We start from the raw sequence: 17570 nt of genomic DNA on the forward strand, positions 1-17570 counted from the left end.
TTATGCAAAGTATAGATCTTAACTGCGATATGGGCGAAGCATTTGGCAACTACCCTATGCCTAATGATGATACTCTGATGGACTACATTACATCGGCCAATATTGCCTGCGGTTTTCACGCCGGCGACCCTGAGGTGATGCAGCATACGGTTAACATGGCTATTAAAAAAGGTGTTGCAATTGGTGCGCATCCCGGCCTCCCTGATCTGCAGGGATTCGGCCGCCGTGATATGAAGATAACTGCCAACGAGGCCTACCAGATAACACTTTACCAGATAGGTGCGCTGTATGGCTTTGTAAAAGCTGCCAATGGCAAACTTCACCACGTAAAAGCACATGGCGCTTTATACAATATGGCAGCTAAAGATGCCGCGCTGGCCAAAGCCATTGTGGAGGCCGTGCATGACTTTGATTCATCGTTAATATTGTATGCGCTCGCAGGTAGCGAAATGGTTATCGCCGCCAAAAAAACAGGTATAACAACCGCGTCTGAAGTGTTTGCCGACCGTACTTACCAGGACGATGGCACGCTAACTGCACGGGCGCAAAGCAATGCACTAATCACCGATGAAGGACAATCGATTGATCAGGTAATGATGATGGTAAAACAACAAAGGGTTATATCCGTCAATAGCAAAACTGTTCCGCTTAAAGCTGAAACGCTTTGCCTTCACGGTGATGGAGCACACCCGGTAGATTTTGCCAAAAAGATCAGGGAAAAGCTGAAAGCCGAGGGCATTAACATTAAAGCCCCGGCACAATAAATGAAAAAGCCAATTAATTGGAGTATTTTAATAGGCGCCGCTTTCCTTATGGCATCGTCGGCTATCGGGCCGGGTTTTTTAACACAAACCGCTGTATTTACCGCACAGTTAGGCGCCAGTTTTGGCTTTGTAATATTGCTTTCGGTGTTGCTGGATGCAATTGCCCAGTTGAATATCTGGCGAATTATTACCGTAGCGGATAAGCCAGCACAAGATATTGCCAACCAGCTTTTCCCTGGCCTGGGTTATGTTATTTCGTTCCTGGTTTTTTTGGGTGGCATGGCCTTCAATATTGGTAATATTGCAGGGGCGGGGTTAGGACTGAATGTATTGTTTGGTGTTAGCGTTGGACAGGGTGCAGTAATGAGCGCCATAGTGGCCATTGGTATATTTATTTATAAAGAATCAGGCAAGGCCATGGACCTGTTTGCGAAATGCATGGGGTGCCTTAAAATCGTATTGGCGCTTTATATTGCCTATGTTAGTAAACCGCCACTAGCAGAAGCGGCATTAAGAACGGTAAATCCATCACATTTCAGCTTTACAGCGGTGCTAATTATTGTTGGCGGCACTGTGGGCGGCTATATTACCTTTGCAGGGGCGCACCGCTTACTTGATGCCAAAATAACCGGCCAGCAGAATTTGCCTGTTGTGAACAGAGGCGCTTTAAGTGCTATTGGCCTGGCATCGCTCATGCGGTTGTTGCTTTTCATAGCTGCCTTAGGGGTGATAACAGCCGGTGGTAAACTTAACCCGGCAAATCCTGCGGCATCCATATTCCAACTGGCGGCCGGCCAGGTTGGCTACAAATTATTCGGGGTTATTATCTGGGCCGCCGGAATATCATCGGTTGTGGGTTCGGCTTATACTTCTGTATCATTTATCAAAACCTTTAGCCCGCTGATATTGAAATGGACCCGCGAAATCACGATTGCCTTTATTGTTGTGTCATGCTGTATTTTTTTGGCAATAGGAAAACCTGTTAAAATATTATTAGCCGTGGGCGCTATCAACGGCTTTATACTTCCCATTGCGTTGGGCGTGATGCTGGTAGCCGCCTATCGTTCAAAAATTATATCATCGTATAAGCAGCCTCTCTGGTTAACTATATTAGGGGTAATGGTAGTGGTTACTATGACCTGGATGAGTATTGGTGCCATTTCCCAAATGTTAGGACATTAAATTTGTGGATGGAAAAGCGGATAATCGAACAGGTTATCCGCTTTTTTTATGCCTTCATAAAAGTCTGTTTACTTGAATTTCCTTAAGTACATCCTTTAGTATTGAATAATTAAGATAGATGATTGATTATCTATTACTTATCTAACAGGTAAAGCAATACTGGTATAGATACATTAAGTGTTTTACGCAGGGTGCGTAAAGCTTTGGTCATATGCGCTTCAACAGTTTTTTCGGATATGTTTAGCTCACTGGCAATTTGGGCATTGGTTTTACCTTCTTCCCGGCTTAACAAAAAAACAATGCGGCATTTTTCAGGGAGCATGCTTACACATTGTTCTAATTGCTGCTGTAGCTCTTTTTCTGATAACCACTGCCCTGTGCTATCCTCAGTATAAGGTGCAGTAATGGCCAGGTAATCTATATGCTGCTGCTTACGCTGCTGCCTGGCCAGGTGGTTTATAATTTTGTATTTAACCGCTACGGATAAATAAGTAGCAAAGGTATGCGTTAGCTGGATACTCTCCCTGCGTTGCCATATGCTCAAAAACACCTCCTGTACTACTTCTTCCGCTTCATGCTCATCATCCAGGCGGTGCATCGCCACAGCAAATATTTTGTCCCAATAGCGATTATAAAGCTCGGTAAATGCCGCGCGGTCGTCCTTACTGATAAGTTCCAGTAGTTTGCTATCTGTATAAGTTTCTGATGGATAAACTAACATTTGCCCGGTAATCCTGCTTGCTAATATGCCTGAATTATCTGAGCCAATGTTAATAATATTTTTTATTAAATGGTTACTATAAAATTGTAGTTGTTCTGCTTATGGAGCATATTGTTGTTGGAGATAACATTTAGTCTTGAGTCAGAAAAAGAACAAAATTTAAAAAAAGCTCCCCAGGTTATCGCAGTAGACCCGGGGAATATGCTATTAAATTAAGTCAGTCCCAGCTTAGGTTTTACCCATCCAACAAACCTTGCTATAGAATCGTCTGATTCGGGCGCACGGCCGGCTGCCATTTGAAAAGAATGCTGCATGCCGGGAAAAACATCAAGGCTCACGTCCACTCCGGCCATCCTCGCATGCTCTGCTAACCGGAGATTATCATCCAAAAGCACTTCGTCGCCACCCACTTGAATATAAACCGGCGGAAGACCAGCAAGGTCAGCATAAAGCGGATTTGCGTGAGGGTCTTTCGCATCGCCATTTTCCCCGAGAAACATCCCCGCCATGCCTTTTACCCATTCTTTGTTCAATAAAAGGTCTTTTCCATGGTTAGCATCCATTGATCCGCCGGTCACCTCCATGTCAAACCATGCAGAAAAAGGCATAATTGCGGCCGGAACAGGTAGGCCCTTATCACGGATAAGCAAAGTGCCGGTAATTGAAAGACCGCCACCCGCCGAATCTCCGGTAATGGCTATATGGTTTGCCTGGATTCCCTGGTCAAGCAGCCACTTATAGGCGGCAAATACATCATTAACCTGTGCAGGGTGCACGTGTTCAGGAGTGAGGTGGTAATTCAAAATTAGCGCCCTGCAGCCAATAGCTTTGGCAAAATGGCCGTAAAGCTTTCTGTGCGTATACATAGAGCCGCTGAAAAAACCGCCTCCATGAAGACACAGGATCACCCTGTCCTCAATGCATCCTTTCGGTACCGCCCACATAGCAGGCACACCACCCGCGTCAATTTCTATGTAATCCACACCGCCTGGTTCTGCAGTAAGGCCCGCCCAATTTTCACCAAAGTCTCGCGCTTCATCCAGGGTTTTATGCCCGGTTGCTGCTGCAACCATCGTAAGCCACCACTTGCCAACCTCTTCTACTTGTTTGCTTGGTTTAACGGGCATTTGCTGTTCCATCTTAGTTGTCATAATTTGTGATTTTTATTTATCTGCCTATATTTTTTGCCGTCCGATTTTTATGGACTTAACAAAGTTGTGCAGTTAACAATAAAAATAGAACTAGCATTTATGACTTCTTAAGGGGGAATTTATGACATTAAATAGTGTTAAATTTGTATAATTCATTCACAAAATACCATGAGGAAAATATCATTGTTAGTTCATGAAAATGTTTATTTGTCGTCTGTTGCCGGCGTTATAGATTTGTTTGCCGGCGCTAACTGGTACCTTGAACAATGCGGCAAATCGCCCGCTTTCACGCTTGAACTGGTAGGCGAAAAAATGAAGAATATCCAATTGGATGTTTCTGCACAGTTTATATGCCGCACTACTATGGAAGAAGTGAGCCAAACCGACCTGATCATCATTCCGGGATTTAATGGAGAAAATAAAGCTATTCTTAAAAAAAATACAGCCATTGTTAACTGGATAAGGGAGATGAACAATGCAGGGGCAGAAGTAGCCAGCCTGTGTGTGGGCAGCTTCTTTTTGGCAGAGGCGGGTTTGTTAAATGGCAAAATAGCAACCTCACATTGGGCGGCAGCGGAGGAAATGCAGTTACAATACCCTTTAATTAAAGTAAAATCAGACAGGGTTATTACCGACCAGGGTGGAATTTATACCAGCGGAGGCGGTTTTTCATCAATAAAGTTGATATTATACCTTATTGAAAAATTTTGCGGAAGAGAAGCTTCGCTTTGGATAAGCAAGCGATTTTCTATAGATATAGACCAGATAAGCCAGGCACACTTTGCGGTATTTACCGGGCAGCATCAGCACTATGATGACGAAATTTTAAAGTCTCAAACCTATATTGAACAGCATTATTCAACAGATATATCTATTGATGAGGTATCGGCATTAAGCAATACCGGAAAACGCAATTTCATCCGGCGGTTCAAAGCTGCAACCAATAGCACCCCTATTGAATACTTGCAGCGTGTAAGAATAGAAGCAGCTAAAAAAGCATTGGAGGATAAGAACTGGCAATTAGATGAGGTAATGAGCACGGCGGGCTATAAGGATATAAAAACTTTCAGGATGATCTTTAAAAGAATGACGGGGCTTTCGCCTAATGGTTACAGGAAAAAATATTCAAGAGATATTACTGTTTTAAAATAAATTGCGGAGTAGCTATAATAATGTTTTTTTTAATCTACCTAAAAACATCAAAAATGGTATAACGTTGGATTGTAGTGCAGCTCAGCCTGATTTTTTATTTAAGGACGCCCAAAAAACAGTTTAATTAAATTAAAGCCATAATACATTATATAAGTATATATCACTATGTCAAACATCAATCTCATCATCGAAGAAAGGGCAGCCAGCGTTGACAATTTTATGGTTGGCCGCTTACTGCCTTTCAGGGAAAAAAGAATGGTTGGCCCTTTTATTTTTATTGATCATATGGGGCCGGTAAAGTTAAACGAACGCGAAAACTTTGATGTGATGCCGCATCCGCACATTGGCCTTTCAACACTTACATTTTTATTTGAAGGCAGCATTATGCACCGCGACACTTTGGGTAATGTTGCAGAAATAAAACCGGGCGCAGTAAATTGGATGACCGCAGGAAAAGGAATTGTACACTCAGAACGGACCCCGGAATATTTGCGCCATGCGGATAAAACGATGCATGGCTTACAGATCTGGGTAGCATTGCCAAAAGAGCTGGAGCAGATGGAGCCGGAGTTTTTTCATATTGATGCAGCGCAGATTCCCACATGGACATCGGGCGATCTTCAGTATAAATTAATAGCCGGCGAAATATTGGGCCATATATCTGCCGTTCCAGTTTACAGCAAGCTTTTTATGATAGAAGTAAAAAGCAAAACGAGGCAAACAGTAAATATTGGTCATGAGCTTTTTGGTGAAGCTGGCTTATACATACTTGAAGGAAATATTGAAAGTGAGGGGAACATTTACCACCCCAGGCAATTGTTAGTAGCCAAAGAAAGTACCATGTGCGAGTTTATTATAGAAGCAAACAGTACAATTTACCTGTTTGGCGGGGAACCTTTTGCTGAAGAACGATTTATTGACTGGAACTTTGTGGCTTCGGACAAGGAACTTATTAATGCGGCCAAACAAAAATGGATAGCGCAAACTTTTGATAAGATAAAAGGGGACGAAACAGAATTTGTACCTTATCCATCATTCAATAAAAAATAAAACGATGATAGCAATTAAAGCAAGTATTGGCACCGAGCCTTACAGGATTGAAATTAAATCGCCAACTGGTAACGTGGTAATTGCCGATGAGCCGGTTGAAAAAGGAGGGCAGGACAAAGGGTTTTCACCCAAAGAGCTGCTGGCATCAGCCCTGGCGGCCTGTACCTGTGCCACATTGCGCATGTATGCCAACCGCAAGTTATGGGATCTTGAACAGGTAAATGTAGCGGTTGAACTTAATGAAGAAGCCGGAAAAACAACATTTACCAGGAAACTACAACTTACAGGTAAGCTTGATGAAGAACAACGCGCCAGGTTACTAACCATTGCCAATGCCTGCCCCGTTCATAAAATACTTACTAACCCCATTGCTATTGAAACCATATTGATATAGTTGAAAATGAGTGTTAAGTCTTTAATTAAATTTTGACCTTTTCCGGCTTAGAGCTTATCTGAAAAATATAACACAGCATACCCATGGACGCCAAAACAATTAAACAAGAACAATGGCCGGAATTGGCTTTTGAAAACTGGAAAGATACGATTGCCACTTTGCACCTATGGACGCAGATTGTTGGCAAAATACGATTAACACAAATGCCCTGGTTAAACCATTCGTGGCATGTTGCCTTGTATGTTAGCGCTAATGGTTTAACTACCGGAAGCATTCCATACCCGGCGGGGGTATTCCAGATCGACTTTGATTTTATACATCATGTGCTGCATATTACTACCAGTGCGGGCGGTAGTGAAAGGGTTGAACTTTATCCCCGGAGTGTCGCTGATTTTTACAGGGAGCTATTTGAAAAATTAAAGCTTGTCGATATAGATGCCAGCATCAGTACCGGGCCCAATGAAGTTGATCCGGCTATTCCTTTTGAAAAGGACGAAACGCACCAATCCTATGATGCAGAAAGGGCACATGATTTTTATTTGGCACTGGTGAAAATTCATAACGTATTTACCAAATTCAGGGCAAGGTTTACCGGTAAGTGCAGCCCCGTGCACTTTTTTTGGGGATCGTTTGATATGGCGGTTACGCGATTTTCAGGCAGGCCTGCTCCGCTCTTTTCAGGCGAAGTACCAAACATTCCGTTACCCGTAATGCAGGAGGCTTATTCTCACGAGGTAAGTTCATGCGGGTTTTGGCCGGGCAACAAACAATTTCCGCATCCTGCATTTTACTCTTATTGCTATCCATCACTTGCTGAGTTTAGCCAGCAGCCGGTTAAACCAAACGAGGCATTTTTTAGTGGAGATATGGGCGAATTTATATTGTTATACGAGGTGGTTCAGCGGTCTGACAATCCCGGGGATACCCTGATGCAATTTTTACAGTCGACTTATGAAGCCGCATCCATCACAGCTAAATGGGACAAAAAGACGTTGGAATGCGATTTCTCCTCGTTTAATGAATAGGCTTTAATTGAAGCCGGCATGAATTTTAAATACCGGGCTAAAATTCTTCAACCCAACTAATTGCAGTGTTTTATCCATTAAACAGATGCAAACACGGTATCGGTTGCATACATATCAATAAACATCTTCAAAGCGCCGGATTGCGGCACATCCTTCCGATATATCAGTAAAGTGATCATTGTGCCTAATTCCTTATTAATGACGAAGGTGCTTAATTTCCTGCCGGCGTAATATTGCGTAATCACTTCGGCAGGCAAAATGCTGATGCCAAGGCCCGCTTCAACAAAATTGATGATCCCTTCGATAGAATTAAGCACAATGCTTTTATATTGAATGATCCCTTTAGAAGCAAGCCACAATTCAAGCAATGACCTGAAGATGCATCCCTGGTCAAACACCACAAGTTTTAAAGGTTTGGCGGCAAGCGCTTCAGAAACCTTTGTAAAATGCGCCGGTGCTAAAATAACAAGCTGCTCTTCCTTAACAATTACCTGCTCAAGGCCGGCAACATTAACAGGGGCCGATACAAAAGCAGCATCCAGCTTATAATTAAGTACATCACTGATCAGGCTGCCGCGCATGGCCGATTTAAATTCAAGATCAACATCCGGGTAGTTTTCAGCAAAATGATTAATTATAGAAGGGACCTTGAGCGCCATAGTGGTTTCAATACAACCCACTTTAATATGCCCTTTTACCGAATCGGCATTATGAATATCCTTTTTAGCTTCTTCAATAAGGTGACTAACCCGTTTACTGTATTGCATCAATGTTTCGCCCGCGGCCGTTAGCTCAACCTTGCGCGATGTGCGGGTAAATAGCTCGGCACCAAATTCTTCCTCCAGGCTTTTGATCCTAGCGGTTACGTTTGACTGAACTGTGAACATTGCTTCAGCAGCTTTTGTAAAGCTGCCATTAGCAGCAACAGCTTCAAAAATTTTAAGATCGTGCGTATTCATACATCACTAAATATGATTTATACCATCATTATAAATCGTTTTTAATAATCAAATATGGGAAGTAATTTTGACTTAAACAAATCATAAAAATGAAAACTATAATAAAAACGACAGCAGTATTAATAGCCAGCCTGTACTTTGCTGTTAATCCCGCATCTGCCCAATCAAATCAAACATCAAAAAATCAAATTATGGAAACGTCATCAATTCACTACCGTACTATCAAAGCTAATGGACTGAACTTATTTTATCGGGAAGCAGGTTCAAATAATGCACCGGTAATTTTATTGCTGCATGGTTACCCAACCTCATCACACATGTTCAGAAACCTGATCCCTCTATTAAGCGGCAAATACCATGTAATAGCGCCGGATTTGCCGGGGTTTGGATATTCAGATGCGCCGGATCATCAGCAGTTCCAATATACATTTGATAACCTGGCTAAAACAATGCAGGCCTTTATTGATGAGCTGGGCCTTAAACGTTTTGCACTTTATGTGTTTGATTACGGAGCGCCTACTGGTTTTAGGCTGGCATTAGCCAATCCCGAAAAAATCACCGGTATAATTTCTCAGAATGGCAATGCCTATGAAGAGGGATTAAGCAAGGAGTGGAACCCAATCCAAAAATACTGGCAGGACCCTTCACAGGAAAACAGGGATGCCTTAAAAGATTTTGTATCAAAAGAATCAACCTGGTATGCATACCACCAGGGAGTATCAGACCCATCTTTAATTGCGCCGGAGGCTTATACCCTGGATCAGCATTTTTTAGATCGCCCGGGGAATATTGAGATCCAGCTGGATCTTGTGAAAGATTATAGGACCAACGTACAGCTATATCCAAAGTTCCAGGCATATTTCAGGGAGCAAAAACCAAAGACGCTGGCTGTTTGGGGCAATAAAGACCCCTACTTTTTACCTGCCGGAGCAGAAGCTTATAAACGGGATAACCCTAATGCTACCGTTAAATTTTATAATACAGGCCATTTTGCATTAGAAACACATGCTAAGGAAATAGGCAGCGATATTTTAAATTTCCTGGATGGTTTGCCTAAATAATGCCGCTTAATTAATATTAAAGCACCCTTAAAAGTGGTTAAAGAGATTATCTCCTTAACCACTTTTTTTATTTCATGTTAAATGCAATCTTAAAATGTTAGTACAATAAACTAATTAACTTATTTGAGTTAATGCCAAAGGGGTATTAAGACCAGCTAACTAAAAAGTGCGAAATTTCATCAAATAAGTCTATATTTAGTTCAAAAATGTGTCCTTAACAAGTAGTAATGGCAAATTAAAGCGTTGCGTTTTTCATATTTTATTTTTTCTTTTAAATGTTAATCCGTTATCTATGAGAATTTATTTATCATTTTTATTCCTGGTGCTTTTTGGTTACTCAACTTTTGCTTCTTCAAAAACAGATAGCCTGCTGATTGTATTAAAAAAAGAACTGGTAAAGAAAAAGGTTTATGACGACCAAAAAGAAGCGCGGATAAAAAGGTTCAGAAATTTGTTATCAAAAACACCTCAAACAGATTATGTAAAACTTTATGGACTATGCAGCAGCCTTTATGAAGAATATAAAGTTTACCAGTTTGATTCGGCCTATGTGTACACCAATAAGTTACTGGATCTTAGCCACCAGCTAAAGGATCAGTCGAAAGAGTATGACAGTAAAATGAAGCTTGGTTTTATTTTATGTTCAGCGGGCATGTTTAAGCAAACTTTTGATTGTTTAAATAATATTAATGCCGCTGCTTTAAGTAACGATTCAAAAGTTGAATATTACTCATTAAAAGCCAGAGCCTATTCTGACTTGGCCGATTACGATAATGACAGCTATTACACCCCTTATGAAAATGCTGAATCTGTTAAGTATTTAGACTCGGCAATCAGGTTTTGCAAACCGGATTCGTTTGACTTATTGATGCAGCTTGGCACCAGGCAATTAAAAACCGGTGATACAAAAACTCCGTCAAAATATCTTATCCGACTGCTTTATAACTTCAACATTACTACTCATCAACGCGCCAGGACTGCTACCGGCCTCAGCCTCTTTTATATCAGTGACGCCCAGGCAGATGAGCGGATCCAACTTTTAACCATTGGCGCAATTAATGATATAAGAGCATCGATTAAAGAAACCCTGGCTGCTTTTTTACTGGGCCAGCAACTGTATCAGAAAGGCAATATGACTGATGCTTATATATTTATACAGGAAGCAATGAACGATGCAGAATATTATGGGGCCAGGCTCCGTAAAATAAAAATAGGAGCAGTATTACCTGTAGTTGCGGCTCAGAAATTGATTTTGGTAGAGAAGGAAAAGAACAAGGTAATAGTTTATCTATTATCAACAACTGCGGTTTCGGCATTAGTGTTGTTAGTTTCGTTCATTATATTTATCCAGCTGAAGCGTTTAAAAGTTAAAGAGAAGATTATTGAAGAGAAGAACATTCAGCTGGAAAAGATCAATGAAAAGCTTGGTGAGGATACCCGGATCAAGGAAGAGTATATAGGCTACTTTTTTAATGTAATATCGGGCTACATTTTAAAGCTCGAAAAGCTGAAAAGAAGCATCGACCGAAAACTAGTTACCAAGAAATATGAAGACATCCAGCTAACTATTGACGAAATAAATATTAAAAAGGAAAGGGAGACGCTGTTTTATACATTTGACCATACTTTTCTTAAAGTATTCCCCAATTTTATAACCACATTTAATTCGCTGTTTAAAAAGGAAGACCAGATCTGGCCAAAGGACCACGAAGTTTTAAATACTGACCTTCGCATATTTGCATTAAACAGAATGGGAATAAGTGATAATGAAACCATAGCCAGTATTTTAGAATACTCCGTAAAAACCATATATGTTTATAAAATGAGGATCAAGGCAAAATCAATATACCCTTCTGACCAGTTCGATCATAAACTCATGGCTCCCAATAAATCCTGATTATTTATGTTTAAGGTCTATTTATCCTCCCTTATAAACAGGCGTTATTGTACACATTAGTTAAAAAACATTTAAATTTTTTTATATTGTTTATGTGTTTTTATTTTTTAATATATTGATAATTAAATACTTACAAATAAAATAATTTAAATTTTTTTATATTTTAAGTAAAAAAATAGGTTTTCCACTCATCAACCTATTACTTTGTTATGTCGTCATTAATGGGGCACATTAGGGATTTAGGCCCTGCCGGCTTTAGTGATTTTAAGACTTATAGACCAATTATAATTTTTTCAGGCAGACAGCACTTTTGATTTTCGTGATCAGCAGGAGATATCAGTTTTAGTTTTTATTGGGATGATTTGGCGCTGATGCTTTGACTTTGCGTGAAACGCACACATAATATGCGGTATTAAAATAATATCAAAACCTTATACCTATGAGAAAACTGTACAAATCAACAAATGCCCCTCCTTAATCAAATATTTACTTTTTGTTAATTCAATTATTAACAAACGAAAATAAAACTTTCAACTATAATTATATTTAATTAATAGTTATATTTAACCAACCAATTTATCTATTCAACCCTAAATTTATGAAGCTTAGAAATTTACTTAAATTAAGCTGTCTCCTGCTGTTATGTTTTTTTGTTTTGCCCGCAATGGCTCAAAACAAAACAATTACCGGTAAAGTTACAGACTCAAAAGACGGATCAGCCATGCCCGGGGTATCCGTTGGTGTTAAAGGAACAACTATCGGTATTACTACCGACACAAACGGGAGTTTCAGTTTATCCGTGCCGGCATCAGCAACTACACTAGTTTTTAGTTTTATCGGCTATGACAAGCAGGAAGTTGACATAACCGGAAAATCAACTGCTAATATTTCAATGATCTCTACCAGTACTTCACTTAATGAGGTGATAGTAGTGAGTGTGGGTTACGGTTCACAACGTAAAAAGGACTTGACAGGTGCCGTATCAAACGTTGCCTCAAAAGATTTTAACCAGGGCGCTATTATTAATCCGCTTCAACAAATACAAGGTAAAGTAGCCGGTGTTGTTATTATTGAAGGTAGCGGTGACCCGAATCAAAATGTAAGTATCCGCTTACGTGGGCAAACATCCATATCAGGCGACCAATCACCGCTGTTTGTAGTCGATGGTGTGCAATTGAACGACCCAAGTCAGTTTCAAAATATAGCACCAGGCGATATTGAATCATATGACGTATTGAAAGACGCATCAGCAACAGCTATTTATGGTTCGCGCGGCGCAAATGGTGTTATTATTGTAAACACAAAAAAAGGAAAAGCCGGCAGAACTGAAGTTACCTATAGCGGATATGTTAGCATGGCAAAGCAAGCTAAATATTTTGATTTACTAAATACATCTGAATATTTAGCGGCTGTTCCAAATGTAGCCAACAGGCCAACAGCCCAGAACGAGTCAGATGATGTTAATACTGACTGGCAGCGGGCTATTAACCGTACAGCAGTAGTTCAAAGTCATAACCTCGCTATATCAGGCGGAACAAAGGATTTTAATTATCGTGCTTCATTAAACTATCAAAACCAACCGGGTATTATCATCAATAGTGGTAAGCAACAATTGGGCATGAGGTTTAATGGCGAACAAAAGGCACTTGATGATAAACTGGACATTACGTTTGGTATCTCAAATGTTAACACCAACAGGAGCTTAACCAACCAGAGTGACCTTGGATATGTATTTAACGCCCTGCCAACTATACCGGTTAGATTACCTAATGGCCAGTATAATGATTTTGGCGCCGGCTATAACGCTTATAACCCGGTTGAGTATTTAGCGGAAAAATACAACAAACATAATGAGTATTTGACCAATATAAATGCCACAGCTAATTACAGCATCCTTCCTGAACTTAAAGTTGGAGTTACCGGCTCTACGGTTCGTAATAATGTTCAAACGCATTATTTCCAGCCGTCATTTGTTGCTCAAAACAGCCCAAGTAATGCTAATGATTATAATTACAATACCAACTCATATAGTGGCGATATACATGCAAGCTATGACAAAAAGTTTGGCAAACATTCTATTTCAGTTGTTGCCGTTGCAGAAAAGGATGTATTTTATTATGATTACTTTTTTGCCGCTGCGCAGCAATTGCTGGTTCCTGAAGGCTTAGACAATAACCTTGGCACCGGAATTTCGCCGGTTGCAGTACCTATTGGCTCATATAAGGAAGAATATCAGTTAAGCTCATTGCTTGGCCGTGTAAATTACAACTATGATGGCCGTTTTTATGCCACAGCATCTATCCGTAATGACCGTTCAAGTAAGTTTGGTGCAAATTTTCAATCGGCATACTTCCCGGCATTTGACCTTGCTTATCGCTTAAAACGTGATTTGCTTAATAATGTTGAATGGATAAATGATTTAAAGCTTCGGGTAGGATTTGGTGAAACCGGTAATCAAAACCCTATTGGTCCTTATAGCAGCTTAGCACTGGTTGCACCGGGTAATAAATATTATGATGGCGCCAGCGGCAACTATCCTTCGAGCTATGCCCCTAACCAAAATGCAAACCCATATTTAAAATGGGAAACCAGGGTAGGCAGAAACATAGGTTTAGATTTTTCGTTATTTAATGACCGCTTAACCGGCGACCTTAACTATTATAATGATAAAACAAAAAACCTGCTGTTTAGCAGTACAGTACCTCAACCTCCCAATTTAGTAAGTACTACTTTTTCAAACGTTGGTACCTTAACTAATAAGGGTTTGGAAATTGCACTTACAGGCAAGATCCTGACCGGTAGCGGAGTTAACTGGACAGCATCAGGAAATATTAACTTTGTAAAAACCAAGATTGCTAATCTATCAGGTACACTGGCTGACGGAACAAAGGTAAATACCAGTTTCCTTGACGTAGGTAATGCACAAGGCCAGGGTTTAAGCTCAACAGCCATAACCCGTTTTGTACCCGGATACGCACCTTATGTATTTTACCTGCCCCATTCTACGGGTGCGAACGCCCAGGGAGTTGAGACTTTTGACGGAAAAACCCTTGCAGAATATCCCGGCAACATCCCTCCGAGCCATTATATTGACCCTAGCCCTAAGTTTAACTACGGTATAAATAACAACTTTAGTTATAAAAACTGGAGCCTCGGTTTCTTCCTGCGCGGTGTTTATGGTACAAAAATATTTAACAACACCTTGTTAGACTATGAAACCATTACCCGCTTACCATCAACCAATACTACCCGTGCTGCATTAACCAACGGTGTAAAAAGTGCACCAACACAATCAGACAGATGGCTGGAAGGTGCGTCATACTTAAGACTGGATAACGCTTCATTGGGCTATACCTTTGATCATATTAAAGGAGTTAACTCTATAAGGGTTTATATAGCGGCTAATAATCTTTTCATAATTACGAAATACAGAGGCTTAGACCCGGAAGTTGATATTGCTCCTAATAATAACCCTAATCAAAATTATATTGATGCAGATTACGGTGGCTTTGCCTATTATCCAAAAACCAGGACATTTACATTCGGTACAAATGTTTCATTTAAATAGTATCGGTTTTATTAAAATTTAATTTAAAAGAGATGAAAAGTAAAAAAATATTAAGCCTGTTCGTGGTCATAATGGCGGGTACTATACTCACACAATCCTGCAAAAAGCTTGATCAAAATGTCTATAGCGTTGTACCAATCCAAAATTTCTATCAAACCCCCTCAGAAATAGCTGCAGGTTTGGCGCCCGCTTATACAGCTTTAACACCATTGCAAACAGAAAATGTTTTCCAGCTGAACGAAGCTTCAACTGATGAAATGGTAATTCCAACACGAGGCAATGACTGGTATGATGGCGGGGAGCACACCCAGCTTTGGCTACATACGGTTGATGCTAATAACGCCAATGATAATGGTGGATGGCAGGACCTAAGTAACGGTATAACCAAATGTAATTTTATTATAAATATCATAAATGGTTTAGCTACCAAACCTTCAAACTCGGCTGCGCTTATAGCAGAGATCAGTGTTTTGAGAGATTATTATACATTTTTATTTACTGACCTTTATGGTAACGTTCCATTGGTAACAACCTATAGCGCAACTGCAAGTTTAGCACCTGTAAAAAGGTCTGACATTTATGCTTACCTGGTTTCTGATCTGCAAAAAAATGTCCCTTTATTATCAACTGATAATGCCGCAAGCAATCCGGCTATTTATGGCCATTTTAACCAATGGGCCGGCTATATGCTGTTGGCAAAGTTGTATTTAAATGCCCAGGTATATACAGGCACTGCTGATTGGGCAAATGCGTTGAAATATTCGCAAATGGTTATCGACTCAAAAAAGTACAGCCTGCAGCCTAACTTCTTTGATAACTTCACCTACACTAATCGTGGTTCGGTTGAAAACATTTTTACCATTCCTTTTAACTATCCGCTTATAAAAGGTAACGTTATACAGATGTATACGCTTAATTACAATAACAACCTAACGTTTAACTTAACCGGCCAGCCTTATAACGGTTTTTGTGCGCCAACCGCTTTCTACCAATCATTTAGTGATGGTGATTTGCGTAAAAAAATGTGGCTGGTTGGTCAGCAATATACTGCCGCCGGTGCACCAATAGTGGGCACAGTGCTTAGTAAGTATGTAAAAGAGTTAAGCAACCCTGCAGATAGCTTTAAGTACGCAGGTGTTCGCAGTGTAAAATATCAACCCCAGCCAGGTACAGGCGGCGATGGTACAAGCAATGATGGCGTTAGATTTCGCCTTGCAGATGCTTATATGATGGCTGCTGAGGCCAAATTGCAGACAGGGGATGTTGCAGGTGCTATCATTAATGTAAATTTAATAAGAGCAAGAGCTGGTTTGGCGGGAGTAACAACCTTAACCCTTGATGATATGCTTGCCGAACGCGGCAGGGAGTTTGCATGGGAAGGCTGGAGAAGAAATGACCTGATAAGGTTTGAAGTTGCGACAGGAACTAAATATTATACAGGAGCAAGGGTACCAGGAAAACTGGCAGATGGTGATACCCATACCTTTCTTTTCCCTATACCACAACCACAAAGAAATACGAACCCTTTATTGGTTCAAAATCCTGGTTATTAATTTAATAATTGGATTCTTTTACAGATACAAAAATGGAATGGCTTCGGCTGTTCCATTTTTGTTTAAACAGTTTAACATATTGCAAACCGCCTGTTAATTATATTAGTACATTTAGCGAAAGCTGACCTGGAAATGAAAAGATTAGTGCTATTAAGTTTATTGTTAATTATTTTAATTGCGGCGCTCATAATTCCTTTTAATAAACAGGTTACCATAAAAATCAATGCATCGTATTTTAATTGTTATCAGCAATTATTTACACCGGGAAACTGGAAAAAGTGGCAACCGGATATTAACAAAGATTCCTCCGCATACAAAGAGAATCTTAGTTCAAACGGATTTAGAATTGACATTTCAGGGAAACATTTTCTAGTAAAGAAGCAGGATAGTTATAACCTGTTGGTTACCCGGGTAACCGACAATAACAAGCTAAATTACAGTTTCACAATTATTCCGGATTCAAAGGGCTTAACAACAACCGTTGCTGTTACCTTTAAAGTTAACGGACTTGCCTGTTTAATGAAAATTTTCAAAGATGATGATCTGAACAATACTGGTATAACCAGTTTTAAAAATTACATGGAAGATGTAAGGCTCTATTACGGCTTTTTGATTAAAAGGGAACAAACACCCGAAAAAATGGTAGCTGTAAAAAGAAGTACATTTTTAAAAAGCGACCTGTACAGGCAAAGTAACATGATGCAGGCTAAACTAAATGATTTTGTTTCGCAAAATCATTTAAAGGTTGTTTATCCCCTGCAACTGCAGTATGTTTCGCATAAAGGTGATTCGCTGCAAATACTTATGGGGCTGCCGGTAAATAAGAAGGTTGCGATTATTAATAACAGCATTGAATATATGAATATGCCACGTGGTAAAATATTGGCTGGCTATTTTAAAGGAATCTACAAGGACAAGGAAAAGCTATATAAAGCAATGCAGATGTATATGAATGATAATTACATTCACCCGATGATATTTCCTTTTGAAAGATTTGAAAACAATAAATTGCCCACCAGTGATACCACATTGGTTGAGATGCAGGTGATGATACCCTATATGTAATAATTACTATTGAGATAAGGCTATGATA

14 protein-coding genes are annotated in these 17570 nt (G+C 40.1%); 11 read left to right on the top strand and 3 right to left on the bottom strand.

The features are described from left to right. The first annotated feature begins 2 nt into the window (after window positions 1-2). Entirely contained in the window at window positions 3-764 is a 762-nt protein-coding gene (locus BUE31_RS22210) for a LamB/YcsF family protein (protein WP_073406033.1), read from the top strand. Then, window positions 765-1946: an NRAMP family divalent metal transporter gene (locus BUE31_RS22215; RefSeq protein WP_073406034.1), complete on the top strand. Its 1182-nt coding sequence runs from the start codon at window positions 765-767 to the stop codon at window positions 1944-1946. A gap of 133 nt (window positions 1947-2079) precedes the next feature. On the opposite strand, the gene BUE31_RS22220 is transcribed toward BUE31_RS22215, so the two are convergent. Both BUE31_RS22220 and BUE31_RS22225 read right to left on the bottom strand, forming a co-directional pair. Next, window positions 2080-2667 carry an RNA polymerase sigma factor gene (locus BUE31_RS22220; RefSeq protein WP_073406035.1) on the bottom strand — a complete coding sequence of 196 codons (588 nt, stop codon included), beginning with the start codon at window positions 2665-2667 and terminating at the stop codon, window positions 2080-2082. Between the two features lie 212 nt (window positions 2668-2879). Continuing rightward, window positions 2880-3818 carry an alpha/beta hydrolase gene (locus BUE31_RS22225; RefSeq protein ID WP_200801964.1) on the bottom strand — a complete coding sequence of 313 codons (939 nt, stop codon included), beginning with the start codon at window positions 3816-3818 and terminating at the stop codon, window positions 2880-2882. Window positions 3819-3986: 168 nt separating this feature from the next. Between BUE31_RS22225 and BUE31_RS22230 the strand changes: the two genes are divergently transcribed. The 4 genes from BUE31_RS22230 (at window position 3987) to BUE31_RS22245 (ending at window position 7439) form a co-directional block, all read left to right on the top strand. Continuing rightward, the gene (locus BUE31_RS22230; protein ID WP_073406036.1) at window positions 3987-4970 is read left to right on the top strand and encodes a GlxA family transcriptional regulator; all 984 of its coding nucleotides are present in this window, start codon (window positions 3987-3989) and stop codon (window positions 4968-4970) included. A gap of 165 nt (window positions 4971-5135) precedes the next feature. Beyond that, a complete protein-coding gene (locus tag BUE31_RS22235; protein ID WP_073406037.1) occupies window positions 5136-6020 on the top strand; it encodes a pirin family protein in 885 nt (294 codons plus the stop codon). A gap of 4 nt (window positions 6021-6024) precedes the next feature. Beyond that, entirely contained in the window at window positions 6025-6414 is a 390-nt protein-coding gene (locus BUE31_RS22240) for an OsmC family protein (protein WP_073406038.1), read from the top strand. An 83-nt stretch (window positions 6415-6497) separates the two neighbouring features. Continuing rightward, window positions 6498-7439: a DUF5996 family protein gene (locus tag BUE31_RS22245; protein WP_073406039.1), complete on the top strand. Its 942-nt coding sequence runs from the start codon at window positions 6498-6500 to the stop codon at window positions 7437-7439. 77 nt (window positions 7440-7516) lie between these two features. Here BUE31_RS22245 and BUE31_RS22250 read toward each other — a convergent pair whose 3' ends face one another. Continuing rightward, a complete protein-coding gene (locus BUE31_RS22250; RefSeq protein WP_073406040.1) occupies window positions 7517-8398 on the bottom strand; it encodes a LysR family transcriptional regulator in 882 nt (293 codons plus the stop codon). 89 nt (window positions 8399-8487) lie between these two features. Between BUE31_RS22250 and BUE31_RS22255 the strand changes: the two genes are divergently transcribed. The 5 genes from BUE31_RS22255 (at window position 8488) to BUE31_RS22275 (ending at window position 17542) form a co-directional block, all read left to right on the top strand. Further along, entirely contained in the window at window positions 8488-9459 is a 972-nt protein-coding gene (locus BUE31_RS22255) for an alpha/beta fold hydrolase (RefSeq protein WP_083620198.1), read from the top strand. A gap of 292 nt (window positions 9460-9751) precedes the next feature. Beyond that, window positions 9752-11356: a DUF6377 domain-containing protein gene (locus BUE31_RS22260; RefSeq protein WP_073406041.1), complete on the top strand. Its 1605-nt coding sequence runs from the start codon at window positions 9752-9754 to the stop codon at window positions 11354-11356. A 598-nt stretch (window positions 11357-11954) separates the two neighbouring features. Continuing rightward, the gene (locus BUE31_RS22265; protein WP_073406042.1) at window positions 11955-14924 is read left to right on the top strand and encodes a SusC/RagA family TonB-linked outer membrane protein; all 2970 of its coding nucleotides are present in this window, start codon (window positions 11955-11957) and stop codon (window positions 14922-14924) included. A gap of 32 nt (window positions 14925-14956) precedes the next feature. Continuing rightward, window positions 14957-16477, top strand: coding sequence for a RagB/SusD family nutrient uptake outer membrane protein (locus BUE31_RS22270; RefSeq protein ID WP_073406043.1), 1521 nt, complete (start codon window positions 14957-14959; stop codon window positions 16475-16477). A 132-nt stretch (window positions 16478-16609) separates the two neighbouring features. Beyond that, on the top strand, window positions 16610-17542 hold the full coding sequence (locus tag BUE31_RS22275; protein ID WP_073406044.1) for a hypothetical protein: 933 nt from the start codon (window positions 16610-16612) through the stop codon (window positions 17540-17542). Window positions 17543-17570: the final 28 nt, after the last annotated feature.

The sequence above is a fragment of the Mucilaginibacter sp. OK098 genome, assembly GCF_900142915.1.
Lineage (GTDB): Bacteria > Bacteroidota > Bacteroidia > Sphingobacteriales > Sphingobacteriaceae > Mucilaginibacter.

What these genes read in the sequence shown, in the direction of transcription:
- BUE31_RS22270 (WP_073406043.1), top strand. Translation starts at nt 14,957, where the DNA reads ATGAAAAGTAAAAAAATATTAAGCCTGTTCGTGGTCATAATGGCGGGT.
- BUE31_RS22220 (WP_073406035.1), bottom strand. Translation starts at nt 2,667, where the DNA reads ATGTTAGTTTATCCATCAGAAACTTATACAGATAGCAAACTACTGGAA.
- BUE31_RS22240 (WP_073406038.1), top strand. Translation starts at nt 6,025, where the DNA reads ATGATAGCAATTAAAGCAAGTATTGGCACCGAGCCTTACAGGATTGAA.
- BUE31_RS22210 (WP_073406033.1), top strand. Translation starts at nt 3, where the DNA reads ATGCAAAGTATAGATCTTAACTGCGATATGGGCGAAGCATTTGGCAAC.
- BUE31_RS22215 (WP_073406034.1), top strand. Translation starts at nt 765, where the DNA reads ATGAAAAAGCCAATTAATTGGAGTATTTTAATAGGCGCCGCTTTCCTT.
- BUE31_RS22255 (WP_083620198.1), top strand. Translation starts at nt 8,488, where the DNA reads ATGAAAACTATAATAAAAACGACAGCAGTATTAATAGCCAGCCTGTAC.
- BUE31_RS22245 (WP_073406039.1), top strand. Translation starts at nt 6,498, where the DNA reads ATGGACGCCAAAACAATTAAACAAGAACAATGGCCGGAATTGGCTTTT.
- BUE31_RS22260 (WP_073406041.1), top strand. Translation starts at nt 9,752, where the DNA reads ATGAGAATTTATTTATCATTTTTATTCCTGGTGCTTTTTGGTTACTCA.
- BUE31_RS22250 (WP_073406040.1), bottom strand. Translation starts at nt 8,398, where the DNA reads ATGAATACGCACGATCTTAAAATTTTTGAAGCTGTTGCTGCTAATGGC.
- BUE31_RS22265 (WP_073406042.1), top strand. Translation starts at nt 11,955, where the DNA reads ATGAAGCTTAGAAATTTACTTAAATTAAGCTGTCTCCTGCTGTTATGT.
- BUE31_RS22230 (WP_073406036.1), top strand. Translation starts at nt 3,987, where the DNA reads ATGAGGAAAATATCATTGTTAGTTCATGAAAATGTTTATTTGTCGTCT.
- BUE31_RS22235 (WP_073406037.1), top strand. Translation starts at nt 5,136, where the DNA reads ATGTCAAACATCAATCTCATCATCGAAGAAAGGGCAGCCAGCGTTGAC.
- BUE31_RS22225 (WP_200801964.1), bottom strand. Translation starts at nt 3,818, where the DNA reads ATGACAACTAAGATGGAACAGCAAATGCCCGTTAAACCAAGCAAACAA.
- BUE31_RS22275 (WP_073406044.1), top strand. Translation starts at nt 16,610, where the DNA reads ATGAAAAGATTAGTGCTATTAAGTTTATTGTTAATTATTTTAATTGCG.